Raw genomic sequence first — 17,699 nt, forward strand, 5'->3', positions numbered from 1 at the left:
GCGGCGGGGGCGTGCGTGGGTCGGCCGGACGTGTGGTCAGCAGTGCGGGGCTCGCCGGAAGCGTTACAGCACTTCGAGCATGGCGTGGATCACGGCGCGGGTGTGGACGCCGCGCGGGCAGACCATCCGGCACTTGCCGCACAGCATGCACTCCTGAAGGGACTTGCGGACGGTGTCGTATTCGCCGCGGCGGATCAGGTGCTGCATCTTCCGCAGGCTGAAGGAGGTGAACTGTCCGGTGGTGCAGGTGGCGGTGCAGCTGCCGCAGCCGATGCAGAGCAAGGTAGTGCGCTCGCGGGCGATGATCTTGTCGCGCAGGGTGGGGTCGATCTTGTCGAGGTAGATGGCCCGGGGCGCGTTGATGGTAAATCCGAAATCCATAGGTCTGGAGTTGTCTGTAAACGGTGTTGCGGGTCTCCCGGTTGCCGCGAACCGATGTGCGGGGAGGAGCGGTGGAGTTGCGGTCTCCGCGGTTGCCCGTCCTGGATGCGGCGCCGGCCGGATGTTTGCGGCGGGGCGGCTGGCGGTTGCGGTTCGGTGGCTGAAGGGTGGCCCTGTGTACGGGTCGAAGGCTGGGGCTGAACAGTGGTCGGAACTGCGGTTCGTGCTGTGGTCGGAGTTGTAGTCCGCACTGCGGCCCGAGTCGATCCGGTTATTTTTTGAGGTCCATCCGGATGCGGCGGGCTACGGCAACGGCTTCATTGACGGTCTCGCCGATGGTCTTGGGGCCGGTGGCCGTGCCGGCCAGGTAGATGCCGGGTGTGGTGCTGGCGACAGTCTGGGTGTAGGGGTCGCGCGGGGCGAAGAATCCGTTGGCCTGTGTCGGCAGTCCGAAGGTGGAGCAGCATTTCGGGGCCCGCATCCCCACCAGCAGCACCAGCATGTCGACGGTCATTCGCAGCGGGCGGCCGACCAGTGTGTCTTCCACCTTGAGCTGGATGCGTTTGTCGATCGTTTCGCCGGCTTCCGAGATGCGGCCGCGTACGTAGGTCACGCCGTTTTCGATCTGCGACCGCCGGTAGAGTTCTTCGTAGCCGTTGCCGAAGGCCCGCAGGTCCATGTAGAAGTTGGTCACCTGTACGCCGGGGACGGCTTCGGTCAGTTCGATGGCCTGTTTGATACCGGTGATGCAGCACACTTTCGAACAGTGGTTCTGGCCGACCTTCTCGTCGCGCGAACCGACGCAGTGCAGGATGGCTACCCGTTTGGGGGCTTCGCCGTTGCGCATGGTCACCTTGCCGTCGCGGAACATCGCCTCGAGTTCGGCCGAGGTGATGACGTTCTCGTACATGCCGTAGCCGTACTCCTCCTTGAGGCGGGCGTCGAACAGATCGAACCCGGTGGCCACTACGGCGGCACGGCCTTCGAAACGTTCGCCGGTGGCCGAAAGGGCGGTGACGCCCGTGCCGTCGCTCTGCAGCGAGACGATCTCTTGTCCGGTGGCCGATTCGATGCCGTCGGTGGCGGTGTTCAGCGTGTCGATCACTTCGCGGGCGTGGAGCTGGGTCGGGAAAAGACGGTCCCAACGGGCTACGTGGCCGCCCGTGGCCGGGCTCTTTTCGATGATGAGCGGACGGAATCCCTCTTCGCGCAGGGCGGCTGCCGCCTGCAGGCCGGCGATGCCGCCGCCGATCACCAGTATGCGTTCCTGTGTCATATCGTGTGGTCTCTGTGTGGGGTGTTCGTGGGGGTTAGAGTGCTGCGGGGTTGTAGGCGGCGGGATCGACCGGCCGACCGATGTATTTGCCGTTCTTGCCGAGGTACTTGGCTGCCGGATCGTATTCGACGCCGAGCTTGTCGAGCAGCGGTTCGACGGGCACCTGGTGCATCTGCAGCCCGAGGTCCCAGGGGTCGATGCCGAGCACCAGACCGGCCATCTCTTCGTAGGTCAGTACCGGAATGGCGTAGTTGCTGCCGGTCATGGCGTTGAGGGTGAACTGCCAACGGTCGAGGAACATGGTGCAGCCGGGACAGTTGGCGACGATGAAGTCGGGCTGGTAGGGAGCCATCGATTCGAATTTCTTTTTCGAGTTGGCTACCGAGTAGCCGCGGTTGGCCTGCACGAGGTAGTTCCGGAATCCGAAACCGCAGCAGTGGCGGCGTTCCGGATAGTCGACCGACTGGCCGCCCCAGGCTTCGACCATGCCGGCGAGCACGTAGGGGAATTCGGCTCCGCCGATTCCTTTCTTGGGGAATACCTTGGCGTAGTGGCAGCCGATGTGGTCGACCACTTTGAGGGGTTCGCCGGTGTGGACGTTCACCAGTCGGCGGACGCTCTTCTGGGCGATCTTCTCGCGCACGTGGAACATCAGGTCGGAGGTGTGGACCAGTATTTTGGGCTTGTTGAACTCGCGTCCGGTGGCTTTGTAGAGGTTTTCGCGGGCCTTGGCTTCGAGTTCGGGGAAGTGGTGCCACATGTCGAGCACTTCGCTGTAGATGCCGAACGAGGTGATGCACGAGGCGACGTAGTTCTCGTAGCCGCATTCGGTCATCAGCGAGAACTGGCGCGCTACGATGGCCATCGTCGTGTCGAGGGGCACCACGTCGGAGTGGTAGCCGATGCCGGTGCAGGTGGTGTGGCGCGGGTCTTCGATGACGTCCATCCCCAGGTCGTTCCGCAGGATGTCCAGAAAGGCTTTCTCGGAGCCGGGGAAAAAGTTCTGACGGATGCAGCTGCGGGCGTAGTAGTAGTGGTCGTCGGCGATGTCTTTGCTATATTCTTGCCAGTTGGCGTATCTGTATTTCATGGCTTGTGGCGTTGGCTGTGGAATTCTTGAGCGGGTGGGCGGGCGATCCGATGGGGGGAGCGGTGGGTTACAGGGTGTGGTTGCCGCTGTTGTAGGTATATACGTACTCGAGGTATTCGTCGTCGCTCATGCCGAGTTCCTGGGCTTTGCGGTGGGAATGGCGTTCGATGTTGTCAAGGAATTCGGTGCCGCCGCTGACGTCGAATATGCGTCGGAATTCGGCCAGACTATCGGGGTCGATGGCACGGGCGGGGCCGGGACCGGGTTTCATGTAGTTGTCGGTGAATCGGGCGAAGACCTCTTTGTCGTGTTCGTGGACCCATGCCCAGACGGGGCCTTGCTCGGGGTGCATGCGGGGTACGACGCGGGTCGGGTGGACGCAGTAGCCGAGTTCCATCATATTCTGGCCGAGCATTTTGCCGAGGGCGTACTGTTGGCGGCCTTTTTCCGATTCGGTGAAGAATCCGTACTTCTGCGAGAGTTTGCGCAGGGCCTGTACCACGTAGGCGGGGGTATTGCCGCGCGGACAACGGGGGCGGCACGACATACATTCGCCGCAGTACCAGATCGTGTCGCTTTTCATGAGTGCTTCGATGCTGGCGTCGTCTTTGGCCTGGACGTCGTCCACGATCTGTCGGGGGTCGTAGTTGTAGTATTCGGCGGCGGGGCAGACGGCCGTACAAGCACCACAGTTCATGCAGGCGTTGAGTCCTTCGCGGAAGCGGGGGTCCTGCATCAGTTCGTCGAAATATTTTCCCATATCTTTTTTCGGATGCCTTTTTCGCTAAACAAAGGTACGGGGGCCTGAAAAATTACGGGATAGTGTTATCACCTATTTTGAATGGGTATTTATACGTAAAATGTGGGCGACGAAAAGGTCTGACGGGGTGCTCGCGGCGAAGTAGGGAGGGTGTGTTTTCCTACTAACTGAAATTAGCGGAAGTGTTGTAATTACCGTTAACAGCCGCCGAACGGGATAATGCGGTAAAACCTCTATTTGAGGCAATACCAGTCTGACGGAGTGCCCGAAGGCACCGCCCGCCCGGCGTGAGGGCAGTTCCATACGGTTCGTTGATAGAAATTAAATTAAGCGAATCAATCTATTTCGATGAATAGATTGATTCGTTCACTGAAAAACTCGCGACCGTTCTTCGACTGCGCTGCCGCGCGGGCCCCGCGTGCTTGCGGTGGAGCGGGCGATACTGCGTATCGCTTGTGTCATTAGAAACTCATAATTCGGAGTGCCCGAAGGCACCGTGCTCGCGGCGGAGCAGTGAGGTGTATTACCGCTAACCGAAGTCAGCTGAAAGTGCAGCAAACTGCCGCTAACAGCCGTCGAACAGGATTTTGCGGTAAAACCTTTATTCGAGGTAATACCATTCTGTCGGGGTGCCCGAAGGCACGCCCGCCCGGCGTGAGGGCAGTTCCGTACGGTTCGTTGATAGAAATTAAATCAAGTGAATCAATCTATTCCGATGAATAGATTGATTCGTTCACTGAAAAACTCGCGACCGTTCTTCGACTGCGCTGCCGCGCGGGCCCCGCGTGCTCGCGGTGGAGCGGGCGATACTGCGTATCGCTTATGTTGTTAGAAGTTCATTATTCGGAGTGCCCGCGGCACTGTTACAAAATCTTGGTCCGCTTCCGCGACTTTCCGACACCCGCCTTCGACTCGTGCACCCCTTCTCGAATGGAGGGCGAAACTTTTCCGCTCCCTGCCGCCTGCTGGCGCTTTTGCAGAGCGAACATCTCGTCGCGGTATCGCGCGGCAGTCATAAAATCAAGCTCTTTGGCGGCCTGTTCCATCATCGCACGCGCCTGGGCAATGGCACTCTCCAAATCACTGGCTGACATATATTCCATTACGGGGTCGGCTACCATCGATAACGGCGCGTCCATATCGTAAACGACGCCGCCCCCTTTGCCCAATGGACGCTCGACGGTGGTTGCGCCGGCTGCGGCTACCTTGGCCGATGGGAGCGAGGCAGCCAGCGGAGAACCTTCGCCGAGGGTCGATTTGCTCATCTTGTGCACGGCTTGGGGTGTGATGCCGTGCGACAGGTTGTAGTTCATCTGTTTCTCGCGGCGACGCTCGGTTTCGTCGATGGTCTGACGCATCGAGTCGGTGATCTTGTCGGCGTACATGATTACCCGCCCTTCGAGGTGGCGTGCCGCACGCCCTGCCGTCTGGGTCAGCGAGCGGGCCGACCGAAGGAAACCCTCCTTGTCGGCGTCCATGATCGCTACCAACGAGACTTCCGGCAGGTCCAGCCCCTCACGCAGCAGGTTCACGCCCACCAACACGTCGAAACGACCGGCACGCAGGTCGTCCATGATCTCGATCCGTTCCAGCGTGTCCACGTCCGAGTGGATGTATCGGCAGCGAATCCCCACCTTTTCGAAATATTTGGTCAGCTCTTCGGCCATCCGTTTGGTCAGCGTCGTGACCAGCACTCGCTGGTCCTTTTCGGCGCGGATCTCGATCTCGCCGATCAGGTCGTCGATCTGGTCGGCCGTCGGGCGAATCTCGATTTCGGGGTCGAGCAGGCCGGTCGGCCGGATTACCTGTTCAACGACCACTCCCTCCGATTTGTTCAGCTCGTAGTCGGCCGGCGTGGCGCTCACGTAGATCGCCTGCGGAACCAGTGCCTCGAACTCTTCGAACTTCAGCGGGCGGTTGTCGATGGCGGCAGGCAGACGGAAACCGTACTCCACGAGGTTCTTCTTGCGGGCGTTGTCGCCGCCGTACATGGCCCGGATCTGCGGTATGGTGACGTGGCTCTCGTCGATGATAATCAGGAAATCGTCCGGAAAGTAGTCCAGCAGGCAGAACGGACGCGTGCCGGGGGCACGGCCGTCGAAGTAGCGCGAGTAGTTCTCGATGCCGGAGCAGTAGCCCAGCTCTTTGATCATTTCGAGGTCGTATTCGACGCGTTGTTTGAGCCGTTTGGCGTACTGTTCTTCGCCGCGCTGCATGAAAAAGTCGTACTGGGCCGAGAGGTCGTGCTGGATCTGGATGACGGCCGAGTTGATGCGGTCGCGGGTGGTGACGAAGATGTTGGCCGGGTAGATGGTGACGCGGTCGAGCTGGCCGAGGCGCTGACCCGTGATGGGGTCGATGGAGTGGATCTCTTCAACGGTGTCGCCCCACTGGACGATGCGGTAGGCTTTGTCGCCGTACGCCACGTGGATGTCGATCGTGTCGCCTGTTACGCGGAACGTACCGCGGCTGAACTCCACGTCGTTGCGCGAGTAGAGGCCGTCGACGAGCTGGTAGAGCAACTTTTGGCGTGAAAAGTCTTCGCCTTGTTTGATGTTGATCGTGTTGGCGTGAAAGTCGGACGGGTTCCCGATACCGTACAGGCACGAAACGGAGCTGACCACGATCACGTCATTGCGTCCCGACAGCAGTGAGCTGGTGGCGCTCAGACGCAGTTTCTCGATCTCGTCGTTGATTGACAAGTCTTTTTCTATATAGGTATCCGACGTGGGCAGGTAGGCTTCGGGCTGGTAGTAGTCGTAGTACGAAACGAAGTATTCGACGGCGTTTTCCGGAAAAAAGCTGCGGAATTCGCCGTAGAGCTGGGCCGCGAGCGTTTTGTTGTGGCTGAGGATGAGCGTCGGTTTGCCTACGTTCTTGATGACATTGGCCATCGTGAAGGTTTTGCCGGAACCGGTGACCCCCAGCAGGGTGTTGTGGCGGGTCCCTTCCTGAATCGAGCGGGTCAGCTGTGCGATTGCTTCGGGTTGGTCGCCGGTGGGGGCGAAGTCGGAATGCAATATGAAGTCCATGTCGGTTTAGTTCAAGTCGGTGGTGTTTGATGTTGTTGTTCGGCGGCTGTTAGCGGTACTGCCTCCTTACTGCTCCGCCACGAGCACGGTGCCTTCGGGCACCCCGAAAGAGGAGTTTCTAACGACACAAGCGATACGCAGTATCGCCCGCTCCACCGTGAGCACGCGGGGCCCGCGCGGCAGCGCAGTCGAAGAACGGTGGCGAGTTTTTCAGTGAACGAATCAATCTATTCATCGGAATAGATTGATTCGCTTAATATATTTCTATCAACGAACCGTACGGAACTGCCCTCACGCCGGGCAGGCGGTGGCTTCGGCCACCCCGTCAGAATGGTATTACCTCGAATATAGGTTTTACCGCATTATCCTGTTCGGCGGCTGTTAGGGTATTATCCCCTCATTGCTCCGCCGTGAGCACAGTGCCTTCGGGCACCCCCGAAAGAGGAGTTTCTAACGACACAAGCGATACGCAGTATCGCCCGCTCCACCGCGAGCACGCGGGGCCCGCGCGGCAGCGCAGTCGAAGAACGGTCGCGAGTTTTTCAGTGAGCGAATCAATCTATTCCGATGAATAGATTGATTCTAATTATATTCTACAACGAACCGTACGGAACTGCCCTCACGCCGGGCAGGCGGTGCCGCGGGCACTCCGTCAGAGTGGTATTCCCTCAAATAACGGTTGTACAAAATAATCCTGTTCGGCGGCTGTTAGCGGTACTGCTTCCTTACTGCTCCGCTGCGAGCACGGAGCCTTTGGCCACGCCGTCAGAGGGGTATTGCCTCCCATCGAGGTCCTGCCATGTATTACCGTTCTGCGGCTGTTGTTCAGCGTATGGTTCGCAATACTTTAGGCATTTGTACCCGCTCCGAAACGGTAAAAGTGCGTAGCCAACCCTTCTTACAAAAATATTACTTTTGCAGTTCATTTGAGTAACAAATAATGAAACGCACATTTATCCTCTTTATTTTGGCGGCCACGATCGCAAACATGTCCGCATCCGGCGCGGAAAAAGGCGAATCGCGCGTGACCTTCAAATTCGGCGGCCGCCTCGATGCGCAGGTCTTTACGGATACCTACGCGTCGAAAGCCAAAAACGGCGGCATCTTCTACTATTTCCCTCTGGCTCCCGAGTATAACCAGTATGGCGATGACATCAGCAGTCTGAACTCCCTGCGGTTCGGCGTCGCCAATACCCGAATCAACGGGACCCTGACTGCGAAGGATGTGTTGGGTGCTACGGCAAAAGCCTTTGTCGAAACCGACTTCATGGGGTCGGGCGATATTCTCGGCGTGCTGCGGTTGCGTCATGCCTATATCAGTCTTGACTGGAAACGCGGCCAGCTGCTTATCGGGCAAACCAACAACCTGGCAGTCCCCGAAGAGATCTTCCCAAATACCGTGTCGCACGGTTGCGGAACCCCGTTGAACCCCCTGTCGCGAATTCCGCAAATCCGTTACACCCAGCGCTTCGGCAAACTGGTTCGGCTGACCGGTGCCCTGCAAATGTACTCCGGAACCGAAGGCGAGGCACAGGCCTACGGCATGATTCCCGAATTTGCGTTGCGACTCACCGTCGGCGATCCGAAAGGGTCGATGATCGGTGTCGAAGGGGCCATCAAGTCGATCCGCCCGCGCAACCTGACCGATGACGAGGTGCCCACCTACAAGCGAATGGCGGCATTCAATGCCTCGATTTTCGGATTGCACACCTTTGGCGGCGGCCACAAACTGTCGGCTTTTGCCATGTGGGGGCAGGATCTCTCGACGCTGAACATGCTGGGCGGCTACGGTCCCAAGTTGCGTGATGTGGTTGCCGGCAATCCGGATTACGGCTACACGGCCACGCAGACGGTGGCGGCATGGATCGATTTTGAAACCAAAGTGATGAAGGGGTGGCAGCCCGGTATCCTCACCGGCTGGACGAAAAACCTCGGCTCCGGACAGCCAATCGATTTGTCGGCGGCTTCGATTCCCGACCAGGGTATCGACTGGTATTTCCGACTGGCGCCGCGGCTGTGGTACCACTATAAACCGCTCTCGTTCGGGTTGGAGTATATGTACAGTTTGGCGTCGTGGGGCAGTGTGTTCGACGACCACTATTGTCCGACTGCGCGGTATGCCAAGTCGCAGAACCATCGGGTGACCCTCCTGGCCCGCTTCAAATTCTAATCCGAAGGGCTCCGACCCTTAGAACAATCCGATCCTCGGCCCGTTGGATATATAAAAATCCCCTCGTTGCGCGAAAGGCAGCGAGGGGATTTTTTATACGCGGTACTCAATCGAAACTGTATGCAGGGGGGGCAGGTGCAGGGAGGTCAGGCCTGGCCGCCGAACTCCATCAGGTAGGCTTTGATGAAGTCGTCGATCTTGCCGTCCATCACACCGTCCACGTCCGAGGTCTGGTAGTTGGTGCGGTGGTCCTTGACGCGGCGGTCGTCGAACACGTAGCTGCGAATCTGCGAGCCCCATTCGATCTTCTTCTTCTGACCCTCCAGCTCGGCCTGCAGCGCCTGGCGTTTCTCCATTTCGAGCTGGTAGAGTTTCGACCGGAGGATACGCAGGGCGTTCTCCTTGTTCATGATCTGCGAACGGGTCTCGGTGTTCTCGATGACGATGCCGGTCGGAATGTGGTACAGGCGAACCCCGGTCTCGACCTTGTTCACGTTCTGGCCGCCGGCGCCGCTGCTGCGATAGGTGTCCCACTTGATGTCGGCCGGGTTGATGACGATCTCGATGGTGTCGTCCACGGCCGGCGAAACGAAGACGCTCGCAAAGGTGGTCTGACGCTTGTTGTTCGCGTTGAACGGCGACAGACGGACCATGCGGTGGACGCCGTTCTCGCTCTTGAGGTAACCGTAGGCGTAGTCGCCCACGAATTCGATCATGGCCGACTTGACCCCCACTTCGTCGCCGTCCTGGATGTCCAGCACCTTGACGGTGTATCCGTTGCGTTCGCCCCAACGGGTGTACATGCGCAGCAGCATCGAGGCCCAGTCCAGCGCTTCGGTGCCGCCGGCCCCGGAGTTGATCTCCATGATAGCCCCCATCTTGTCCTCCTCGGTGCGGAGCATGTTGCGCATCTCGAGCGCTTCGATTAGCCTGAGGGCTTTGTCGTATGCGGCGTCGAGGTCCTCTTCGGTCGCGGCCCCCTCTTTGATGAATTCCGGGACGAGGCTCATCTCGTCCATGGCCGTGGCGATGGCGTCATAGTCCGTGACCCACGACTTGATGGCGGCTACCTTCTTGAGTTGTGCCTGCGCCTTTTCGGCGTCGTCCCAAAAGTCGGGGGCGAGGGTCAGCGCCTCTTCCTGTTTCAGTTCTTCACGCTTGCCGTCCAAGTCAAAGATGCCTCCTCAGCGCATCCTGGCGCCTTACAAGCTCTTTCATCTGTTCAGTCGTAATCATATTGTGTCGGTTTTGTGTGTTTGGCGGGTGGGTATGAGGCTGCGGCTCACGCGGCAGCGGTAGACGAGGGGTGGCGTCGGCGTTGCAACGCCTCTTTCAGACGCATCGTCCAGACGACGACCATTGCCATCACGATGCGCGGCACCATCAGCCAGAAGAGACCGATGCCGAGGGCAAAGTAGAGCAGGGTGTCTTCCAGCAGCGAGTGGTTCATGGCGGCGTGGGCGTTCAGCAGGCGGGCGTCGCGGCGCGGAATGGCTCCGCTCTCCACTTCGCCGATCATTACGGAGCTGCCGTAGGTGAGGCCCAGCGTGTTGAGCACGATCCACAGAAAGGCGCAGTCGCCGGGCAGACCGAACAGCCGCATCAGCGGGGTGAGCGGTGCGGTGAGCCGTCCGATGAGGTGGAACTCCCGCAGAATCTGCTGGAGAATGTTCAGCGACAGGATCATCACGAACATCAGCGGCAGCAGTTTGGCCTGTGCCACGGCCCAGCCCTGCATGACGGAGGCGAACGAGGCGTCGCCGGCGTCGCGGTGGGCGAGCAGCAGGGTTCCGGTGAAGTCTTCGGGCAGGATGCGGTTCAGAATCCAGGCGGTCAGCAGGGCCATCGCCAGCCTCAGGGTAGCCATTCCCCAGGCCGAGCGGCTGCCGGATTTGCGCTGGACGACCGATTCGACGATCAGGTTGTGGGCGATGAGGGTCATCACGGCGATGATCGTCACGCTGCGGTAGTCGAGGTTGAGGGTCCCCATCACGCCGATGGCGGCGTAGATCGAGGCCGAAATGCCGGTCAGGAAGGTCAGCACCCCTTCGCCGTTGAGGCCGATGTGGGAGAAGGCGGGGGTCAGCCACTCCGAGAGGGTGGCGATCACGCCGGCCCATTGGAGCAGGGCCACGCCGAAGGTGATCGGCAGCATCATCTTGACCAGCCACCACCAGGTGCGCAGGCCGGTTTGGAAGCCGCGCACGGCACAGGCGCGGGTCCGGAGGGTCAGGGCATGTTGCATGGCGGTCAGCGTTTGATGCGGATATAGTCCGTGAAGTCGAAGGCGGGAGCCGTGTCGGTGGCGGGGTGTGCTTCGTTCCAGACGATGCGCCACTGGGCGGGGTCGATCGCCGGGAAACGGGTGTCGCCCTCGGGGGTGGCGTGGATGTGGGTCAGGTAGAGCTTGTCGGCCAGCGGCAGGGCCTGGCGGTAGATCTCGCCGCCGCCGATGATGAAGAGCTCTTCGGCGCTGTCGCGGTAGGGGGCCAGGGCCTCATCCAGCGACGTGGCGGTGGCGACGCCTTCCGGAACGCTCAGCGCGGTGTTGCGGCTGACGACGATGTTGAGGCGGTTGGGCAGGGGGCGGCTGCCGAGCGATTCGAAGGTCTTGCGCCCCATCACGACGGGGTGTCCGCTGGTGATCTGTTTGAAACGTTTGAGGTCTTCGCTGATGTGCCAGGGCATGCGGCCGGCACAGCCGATGATGCCGTTGTCGGCGGCGGCTACGATGATGGAAAGGATCATAACGGTCTGTTTCTGACTGCAAAGGTAAGCATTCCCGGGCACTTCTCGTCACCGGGTCGGTTTGTTGGCCTCCGTTCGGCACCTGTCGGGAGTCTGGCGGGGCAGGTGAGAGAGGGCCGTATGGTGTGGGGCGGGCTGTCCCACGGTGGTCGAGGCCGGGATTTATCGGGGACGGTGGTGAGGAGAGACCGTGGAAGGCCGTGGGAGAGAGGTCGCGTTTGCCACAGGGGGCGAACGGGGAGAAGCGGAGGGCTGTCGGGTGGAGGAAATCGACGGCGCGGCGGGTCGGGGTTTATTTCCGCAGCGAGGACTTGGCTACGCCGATAATCTTGCAGACGCTCATCGCGAAGTGGGTGAAGAGGATACGGGGATTCCCGTTCTGGCGGATCTGGGCCAGCAGCAGCTCGAATTCGGAGACAAAGGCTTCGACGGTCAGGTGTGAGACGTAGGGGGCGAAGTTTCGACAGAATTTCTCCCGGGCGGGGTCGGCGTAGGCGAGGCGCTCCATGCCGATGCCGGTCAGGTAGCACTCGCGGAGGATGCCCAGCGAGGCGATGCAGAACTGTTTCTGGGCTTCGCGGCCGAGCGGGGCCATCTCTTCGGCCCACTCGAAGAGGCCGAGGTATTTCTGCTGGTAGCAGAGTCGCATGAGGCGGATGAAACGGTCTTCGTGTTCGTTGGTCGTCCCCTCGGTCTGCTGGCGGATCATGCGCAGGGCTGCGCCCCAGCTGCCTTGAGCCAGGTGTGCGATCTGTTCGGCACGGTCGGCGGCAAGGCCTTCGCGGGTGGTCAACTCACGGGCGATGGTCGCGTCGGGGATGCCGGGCAGCGCGACGATCTGCGTCCGTGACCGGATGGTGGCGATAATCTTGTCGGGCTCGCTGCTGACGAAGAGGAAAAGGGTCTTGTCGGGCGGCTCCTCGACCAGCTTGAGCAGCGTATTGGCGGCCGATTCGTGGAGCCGTTCCGGCAGCCAGATGATCACGCTTTTGTACCCCCCTTCGAACGACTTGAAGCCCATCTTGCGGACCAGCTCGTTGGCGTCGTTTTTGTTGATGATCCCCTGCTGGTTCTCGATGCCGAGCCGGGCGTACCACTCCTGTTCGGTGAGGTAGCCGCCGGTGGCGGGCACGATCTCGCGCCAGAGGTGGAGAAACTGCTCGCTGCGGGGCTTGTCGTCGGCGCGCCCCGTGGCGACGGCCTCTTTCGAGGTGTTCACCGGGTAGATGTAGTGGCAGTCGGGATGCTCCATGTGCTGCATCCGGTAGCACTCCGGACACTGGCCGCAGGAGTCTTCGTCCGTGCGGTTGCGGCAGTTGATGTACTGGGCGTAGGCCAGGGCCAGCGGCAGCGCGCCGGTGCCTTCGTTCCCGGTGAAGAGCATGGCGTGGCTGATGCGGCCGTTGCGCACCGTTTCGCGCAGGTGGCGCTTGATCTGATCCTGTCCTATGATGTCCTTAAATTGCATGCTCCGAGGGGTGTGCCGCGAAAAAGCGGGGCGGCGACTGACGAAGATACGAAAATTTTACATATCTTCGCCAATCACACGGAAGTCTAAACTAAATCACATAACTTGCATCATGAGAATAGCAGAGTTGCTCGCCAGCGGCGAGCGTAACGTCGAAGTAGTGGCCAAAGGATGGGTACGTACCAAGCGCGGCAACAAGAACGTGGCGTTCATCGCCCTGAACGACGGCTCGACTATCAATAATATTCAGGTGGTGGCTGAAACCGCCGCCTTCGACGAGGCGCTGCTCAAAGGCGTGACCACCGGTGCCTGCCTGAAAGTGACCGGTACGCTGGTCGATTCGCCCGCGTCGGGCCAGCCGGTCGAAATCCAGGCCCGTTCGATCGAAATCTACGGCGGTGCCGATCCCGAAACCTATCCCCTGCAGAAAAAGGGCCATACGCTCGAATTCCTGCGCGAAATCGCCCACCTGCGCCCCCGTACCAACACTTTCGGGGCTGTGTTCCGCATCCGCCACGCCATGGCATATGCCATCCATAAATACTTCAACGACCGCGGTTTCGTCTACTGGAACTCGCCGCTGATCACGGGTTCGGACTGTGAAGGCGCCGGTGCGATGTTCCAGGTGACCACGCTCGACATGGCCAATCCTCCGCGTCGCGAGGACGGCAGCGTCGACTACTCGCAGGACTTCTTCGGCCGCTCCACGAACCTCACCGTATCGGGACAGCTCGAAGGCGAACTGGCCGCCCTGTCGCTGGGGCTGATTTATACCTTCGGGCCGACCTTCCGCGCCGAAAACTCCAACACTCCGCGCCACCTGGCCGAGTTCTGGATGGTCGAACCCGAGATGGCCTTCTATGAGATCGAAGAGAACATGGATCTGGCCGAGGACTTCATCAAATACCTGGTCACCTATGCGCTCGAAAACTGCGCCGACGACCTGGCATTCCTCGAAAAGATGTACGACAAGGAGCTGACCGAACGGCTGCGCTTCGTGACGGCCAACGATTTCGTGCGCCTCGACTACACCGAAGGGGTGCGCATTCTCGAAGAGGCCCGCGACAAGAAAGGCGTCAAATTCGAGTTCCCGGTATTCTGGGGCGCCGACCTCGCCTCGGAACACGAACGCTACCTGGTGGAACAGCACTTCAAACGTCCCGTGATCCTGACCAACTACCCCAAGGAGATCAAGGCCTTCTACATGAAGCAGAATGACGATGGCAAAACGGTTCGCGCCATGGACGTCCTCTTCCCCAAGATCGGCGAAATCATCGGCGGTTCGGAACGTGAGGCCGACTACGACAAACTCGTGACCCGCATGCAGGAGATCGGTATTCCGGTCGAATCGATGCAGTGGTATCTCGATACCCGCCGCTTCGGCAGCGCCCCCCACAGCGGTTTCGGTCTGGGCTTCGAACGACTGGTGCTCTTCGTGACCGGCATGACCAACATCCGCGACGTGATCCCCTTCCCGCGCACGCCGAAAAACGCGGAATTCTAATTCCGCCCCTCCGCATCGGAGAGAGTCCCCATAAGGGTCGCACGCTTCACACCGTGCGGCCCTTGCTTTTTTACGACGATTGTGGGCCGATGCAGGGTGAATTGGTAATTAAGGCCAAAACGACTACTTTTGTAAGAAAGACCAAGTATCTTTATTCAGAGAGGTATCCCCGCCATGGCGTCCATTAGTCAAAGTCTAGAACAGAAACTGCAGCAACGGCTCTCGCCCCAGCAGATACAGGGAATCAAACTGCTGGAACTGCCCACCCTGCAACTCGAACAGCGTGTCAAACAGGAGATCGAAGAGAACCCCGTCCTCGAAGAGGAGGAGCACGAAACCGATCCCGACGAAACGGGACTGACCCTCGAAGACTACATCCGTAACGAAGAGAACGCCTCATCCTATAAACTGAAGGTCAACAACGCCTCCAAGGACGACGAACAACGTTCGCCCACCCTCTCGCAGGGTCTTTCGTTGCAGGACTTCCTGCTCGAACAGCTCTCCTACCACCACCTCAGCGACCGCGAAATGACCATTGCGCGTTTCGTGATCGGCACCCTCGACGACGACGGCTATCTGCGGCGTCCGACCGCTTCCATTGCCGACGACCTGGCCTTCACGCAGGGGCTGGAGGTGACCGACGAGGAGATCGACCGCGTGATCGGGATTATCCAGACCCTCGACCCGGCCGGTATCGGCGCACGCGACCTCGGCGAATGCCTCGTCATCCAGCTGCGGGCCCTCCGTAACCAGAGCCCCGCCGTGAAACTCGCCATCACGATCCTGACCGACTACTACGACGCCTTCGTCAAGAAACACTACGAACGGATGATCCGGCGGCTGGGGGTCACCGAAGAGCAGTTCCGCGCCGCCCTCGACGAGATCATGCGTCTGAACCCCAAGCCCACCAACGGCTATACGGACGAAAGTTCGGCCGCCTCGCCCAACATCATCCCCGACTTTATCCTTGACTACAACAACGGCGCTTTCGACCTGCAGCTCGCCTCGCGCAACGTGCCCGACCTGCGGATCAACAGCAGCTACCTGCGGATGGCCGAAAAGGCGATGAACAGCGGAAAACCTACTGAAGCCGACAAGGAGGCCCTGCAATTTATCCGTCAGAAGATCGAATCGGCCAAGTGGTTCATCTCCGCCATCAAGCAGCGGCAGGAGACCCTGATGAAGACCATGCGCGCCATCCTCCACTTCCAACAGGAGTACTTCATCGACGGCGACGAATCCAAACTGCGGCCGATGATCCTGAAGGATATTGCCGACGCCACCGGGTTCGATATCTCCACCATCTCGCGCGTGGTCAACAGCAAATACATACAGACCCATTTCGGCATCTTCCAGCTCAAGTACTTCTTCTCCGAAGGGCTGCCCACCGACAGTGGCGAGGAGGTCTCCACCCGTGAGATCAAACGCATCCTGGCCGAGGCCATCGCCCACGAAGACAAACGCGATCCGCTCACCGACGAGGCCCTGATGGATACGCTCACCGCCAAAGGTTACAAAATCGCACGGCGCACCGTGGCCAAGTACCGCGAAATGCTCGGCATCGCCGCTTCGCGTCTGCGCAAGGAGCTGTGATTTCCGTGCTGTTTCGGGACGAAATCTGACAGGGCTGCTCCCCGTTCGGGCGGAGCAGCCCTTTTTTATGTTCGATTCGGTTCAAATTACAGGGAACGAGCGTCGAACCCCGATTAAATTAGCTACTTTTGCAGCAATTTGCCCGGGATAATCGAAATATGAAAAATTATATCCGTTACACTTTCGGACTAACCCTGCTGGTTGTCCTGATGATGCTCGGATTGCGATACCTTCCCGCCGAAACGCTGCGCAGTGTCGGACTCAAGCCGGTCAACATCCTGGCCGACCTGCAACAGGGCAATTCGGTGGAACAACTCGACCTGCTCGATGCCGAATACGGTGCCGGCGAAACGCGCGGCGGTTATACCGTCGGTTCGGTCGTCGAACCCGATACGCTGGCCTCGGCTGCCGGCGACAGCACGCAGGCCGTCAGCACGATCTTCGTCGAGCCCGACCCGCGGCTGGTCGAAGATTCGCTCGCCGGAAACGATACCCTCGCTCCGCAACCCGTGCGCCGCGAACCGGTCGAACCCGTCAGCAGCGGTGGCCGTATTCCGATCCGGGACTACTCGCCCGCCGGAGACATGTTGAGCGGATTCGTGGCACAACTCGGACGTGCGACCCAGATGCAGCGTCCCGTGCGGATCGGATTCATGGGCGACTCCTTCATCGAGGGCGACCTGCTGACCTCCGACTTCCGCGAACTGATGCAGGACAAATATGGCGGCGGCGGGGTCGGTTTCGTGCCGATCACCTCGCAGGTGGCCGGATTCCGGCAGACCGTCGGCCACAAGTTCGGCGACTGGAAACAACACTCGATCGTCAACAGCAAGGAGGGCGGCCAGTTCACGATCTCGGCCTTCAACTTCACCCCCTCGGAAGACAGCTATGTCGAATACAAGGCTTCGGCCGGCCGGCCCCATCTGGACCGGTTCAGCCGCGCCCGTCTGCTCTTTATCAGCCAGGGACGCTCGACGATCCGCGTGACGATCAACGGCGAGCAGGAACAGCTGTTCGAAACCGAACCCCGGGAGACCCTGCAGGAGATCCAGCTTGACGGCGATTTCCGCTCGATCCGTTACCAGGTCAGCAACGTGGAGGGTTTCACCGCCTATGGCGTCTATCTCGAAAATCCGACCGGCGTCTGCGTCGACAACTTCTCGGTGCGCGGCAATGCCGGACCGGTCATGGGACGCATCAGTCCCGTGCTCAGCGAGCAGTTCGGCGAACTCTCGCCCTACGACCTGATTATCCTCCAGTACGGGCTGAACGTGGTCTCCAGCGAGGTGACCGACTATTCCGCCTACCGGAAACAGATGATCCAGGTGGTGAACCACATCCAGCAGTGTTTCCCCGGCGTGGCGATTCTGGTGATGAGCGTCGGCGACCGCGCCACGCAGGAGAACGGGCAGTTTGTGACCATGCCCGGCATCCGGGCGATGGTGGCCGAACAGGAACGGGTGGCCCAGGACTGCGGCGTGCTTTTCTGGAACACCTACGAGGCCATGCGGGCCGCCGGAGGGATGGGAACCTTCGTGAAGAACGGATGGGCGGCCAAGGACTATACCCACATCTCGGCCCGGGGGGGACGGAAAATCGCGACCGCCCTGTTCGAAGCCGTCACCGGAGAACAGAAGTAAGAAACCGGGAATGTGCCTGTTTGTGCCGGAGCGACCT

13 protein-coding genes are annotated in these 17,699 nt (G+C 60.1%); 4 read left to right on the forward strand and 9 right to left on the reverse strand.

Going from position 1 to position 17,699, the window contains the following annotated elements; all coding sequences use genetic code 11:
• Positions 1–63: 63 nt before the first annotated feature.
• From BQ5379_RS07475 to uvrB, 5 genes are all read right to left on the reverse strand, one after another.
• Entirely contained in the window at positions 64–381 is a 318-nt protein-coding gene (locus tag BQ5379_RS07475) for a 4Fe-4S dicluster domain-containing protein (RefSeq protein ID WP_071134857.1), read from the reverse strand.
• A gap of 271 nt (positions 382–652) precedes the next feature.
• Positions 653–1,657, reverse strand: a complete 1,005-nt coding sequence (locus tag BQ5379_RS07480; protein ID WP_071134858.1) for an FAD-dependent oxidoreductase — start codon at positions 1,655–1,657, stop codon at positions 653–655.
• Positions 1,658–1,691: 34 nt separating this feature from the next.
• Positions 1,692–2,747: a CoB--CoM heterodisulfide reductase iron-sulfur subunit B family protein gene (locus BQ5379_RS07485; RefSeq protein ID WP_071134859.1), complete on the reverse strand. Its 1,056-nt coding sequence runs from the start codon at positions 2,745–2,747 to the stop codon at positions 1,692–1,694.
• Positions 2,748–2,814: 67 nt separating this feature from the next.
• The gene (locus tag BQ5379_RS07490) at positions 2,815–3,507 is read right to left on the reverse strand and encodes a 4Fe-4S dicluster domain-containing protein (RefSeq protein WP_071134860.1); all 693 of its coding nucleotides are present in this window, start codon (positions 3,505–3,507) and stop codon (positions 2,815–2,817) included.
• Positions 3,508–4,370: 863 nt separating this feature from the next.
• The gene (gene uvrB / locus BQ5379_RS07495) at positions 4,371–6,539 is read right to left on the reverse strand and encodes an excinuclease ABC subunit UvrB (RefSeq protein WP_071134861.1); all 2,169 of its coding nucleotides are present in this window, start codon (positions 6,537–6,539) and stop codon (positions 4,371–4,373) included.
• Positions 6,540–7,479: 940 nt separating this feature from the next.
• Here uvrB and BQ5379_RS07500 point away from each other — a divergent pair.
• A complete protein-coding gene (locus tag BQ5379_RS07500) occupies positions 7,480–8,709 on the forward strand; it encodes a hypothetical protein (protein ID WP_071134862.1) in 1,230 nt (409 codons plus the stop codon).
• 146 nt (positions 8,710–8,855) lie between these two features.
• Here the strand turns inward: BQ5379_RS07500 and prfB are convergent.
• From prfB to BQ5379_RS07520, 4 genes are all read right to left on the reverse strand, one after another.
• Positions 8,856–9,945, reverse strand: a protein-coding gene (gene prfB, locus BQ5379_RS07505; protein ID WP_143039418.1) for a peptide chain release factor 2 whose coding sequence is annotated in 2 segments (ribosomal slippage) — positions 8,856–9,881 and positions 9,883–9,945 — 1,089 coding nt in all. Because the reading frame shifts where the segments join, the coding sequence is not laid out codon by codon here.
• Positions 9,946–9,991: 46 nt separating this feature from the next.
• Entirely contained in the window at positions 9,992–10,954 is a 963-nt protein-coding gene (locus BQ5379_RS07510) for a nucleoside recognition domain-containing protein (RefSeq protein WP_083377649.1), read from the reverse strand.
• A gap of 5 nt (positions 10,955–10,959) precedes the next feature.
• A complete protein-coding gene (locus BQ5379_RS07515; protein WP_071135591.1) occupies positions 10,960–11,454 on the reverse strand; it encodes a dihydrofolate reductase in 495 nt (164 codons plus the stop codon).
• Positions 11,455–11,749: 295 nt separating this feature from the next.
• Positions 11,750–12,925 carry a DNA polymerase III subunit gene (locus BQ5379_RS07520; protein WP_071134863.1) on the reverse strand — a complete coding sequence of 392 codons (1,176 nt, stop codon included), beginning with the start codon at positions 12,923–12,925 and terminating at the stop codon, positions 11,750–11,752.
• A gap of 112 nt (positions 12,926–13,037) precedes the next feature.
• On the opposite strand from BQ5379_RS07520, the gene asnS reads away from it, so the two are divergent.
• The 3 genes from asnS (at position 13,038) to BQ5379_RS07535 (ending at position 17,662) form a co-directional block, all read left to right on the forward strand.
• Positions 13,038–14,429 carry an asparagine--tRNA ligase gene (gene asnS, locus BQ5379_RS07525; protein WP_071134864.1) on the forward strand — a complete coding sequence of 464 codons (1,392 nt, stop codon included), beginning with the start codon at positions 13,038–13,040 and terminating at the stop codon, positions 14,427–14,429.
• A 174-nt stretch (positions 14,430–14,603) separates the two neighbouring features.
• Complete coding sequence (gene rpoN / locus BQ5379_RS07530) at positions 14,604–16,022, forward strand: RNA polymerase factor sigma-54 (protein ID WP_071134865.1); 1,419 nt, start codon at positions 14,604–14,606, stop codon at positions 16,020–16,022.
• Positions 16,023–16,180: 158 nt separating this feature from the next.
• Positions 16,181–17,662: an SGNH/GDSL hydrolase family protein gene (locus BQ5379_RS07535; RefSeq protein WP_071134866.1), complete on the forward strand. Its 1,482-nt coding sequence runs from the start codon at positions 16,181–16,183 to the stop codon at positions 17,660–17,662.
• Positions 17,663–17,699 lie beyond the last annotated feature (37 nt).

Source organism: Millionella massiliensis, assembly GCF_900104655.1.
Classification (GTDB): domain Bacteria; phylum Bacteroidota; class Bacteroidia; order Bacteroidales; family Rikenellaceae; genus Rikenella; species Rikenella massiliensis.

What these genes read in the sequence shown, in the direction of transcription:
- BQ5379_RS07475 (WP_071134857.1), bottom strand. Translation starts at nt 381, where the DNA reads ATGGATTTCGGATTTACCATCAACGCGCCCCGGGCCATCTACCTCGAC.
- BQ5379_RS07480 (WP_071134858.1), bottom strand. Translation starts at nt 1,657, where the DNA reads ATGACACAGGAACGCATACTGGTGATCGGCGGCGGCATCGCCGGCCTG.
- BQ5379_RS07485 (WP_071134859.1), bottom strand. Translation starts at nt 2,747, where the DNA reads ATGAAATACAGATACGCCAACTGGCAAGAATATAGCAAAGACATCGCC.
- BQ5379_RS07490 (WP_071134860.1), bottom strand. Translation starts at nt 3,507, where the DNA reads ATGGGAAAATATTTCGACGAACTGATGCAGGACCCCCGCTTCCGCGAA.
- uvrB (WP_071134861.1), bottom strand. Translation starts at nt 6,539, where the DNA reads ATGGACTTCATATTGCATTCCGACTTCGCCCCCACCGGCGACCAACCC.
- BQ5379_RS07500 (WP_071134862.1), top strand. Translation starts at nt 7,480, where the DNA reads ATGAAACGCACATTTATCCTCTTTATTTTGGCGGCCACGATCGCAAAC.
- BQ5379_RS07510 (WP_083377649.1), bottom strand. Translation starts at nt 10,954, where the DNA reads ATGCAACATGCCCTGACCCTCCGGACCCGCGCCTGTGCCGTGCGCGGC.
- BQ5379_RS07520 (WP_071134863.1), bottom strand. Translation starts at nt 12,925, where the DNA reads ATGCAATTTAAGGACATCATAGGACAGGATCAGATCAAGCGCCACCTG.
- asnS (WP_071134864.1), top strand. Translation starts at nt 13,038, where the DNA reads ATGAGAATAGCAGAGTTGCTCGCCAGCGGCGAGCGTAACGTCGAAGTA.
- rpoN (WP_071134865.1), top strand. Translation starts at nt 14,604, where the DNA reads ATGGCGTCCATTAGTCAAAGTCTAGAACAGAAACTGCAGCAACGGCTC.
- BQ5379_RS07535 (WP_071134866.1), top strand. Translation starts at nt 16,181, where the DNA reads ATGAAAAATTATATCCGTTACACTTTCGGACTAACCCTGCTGGTTGTC.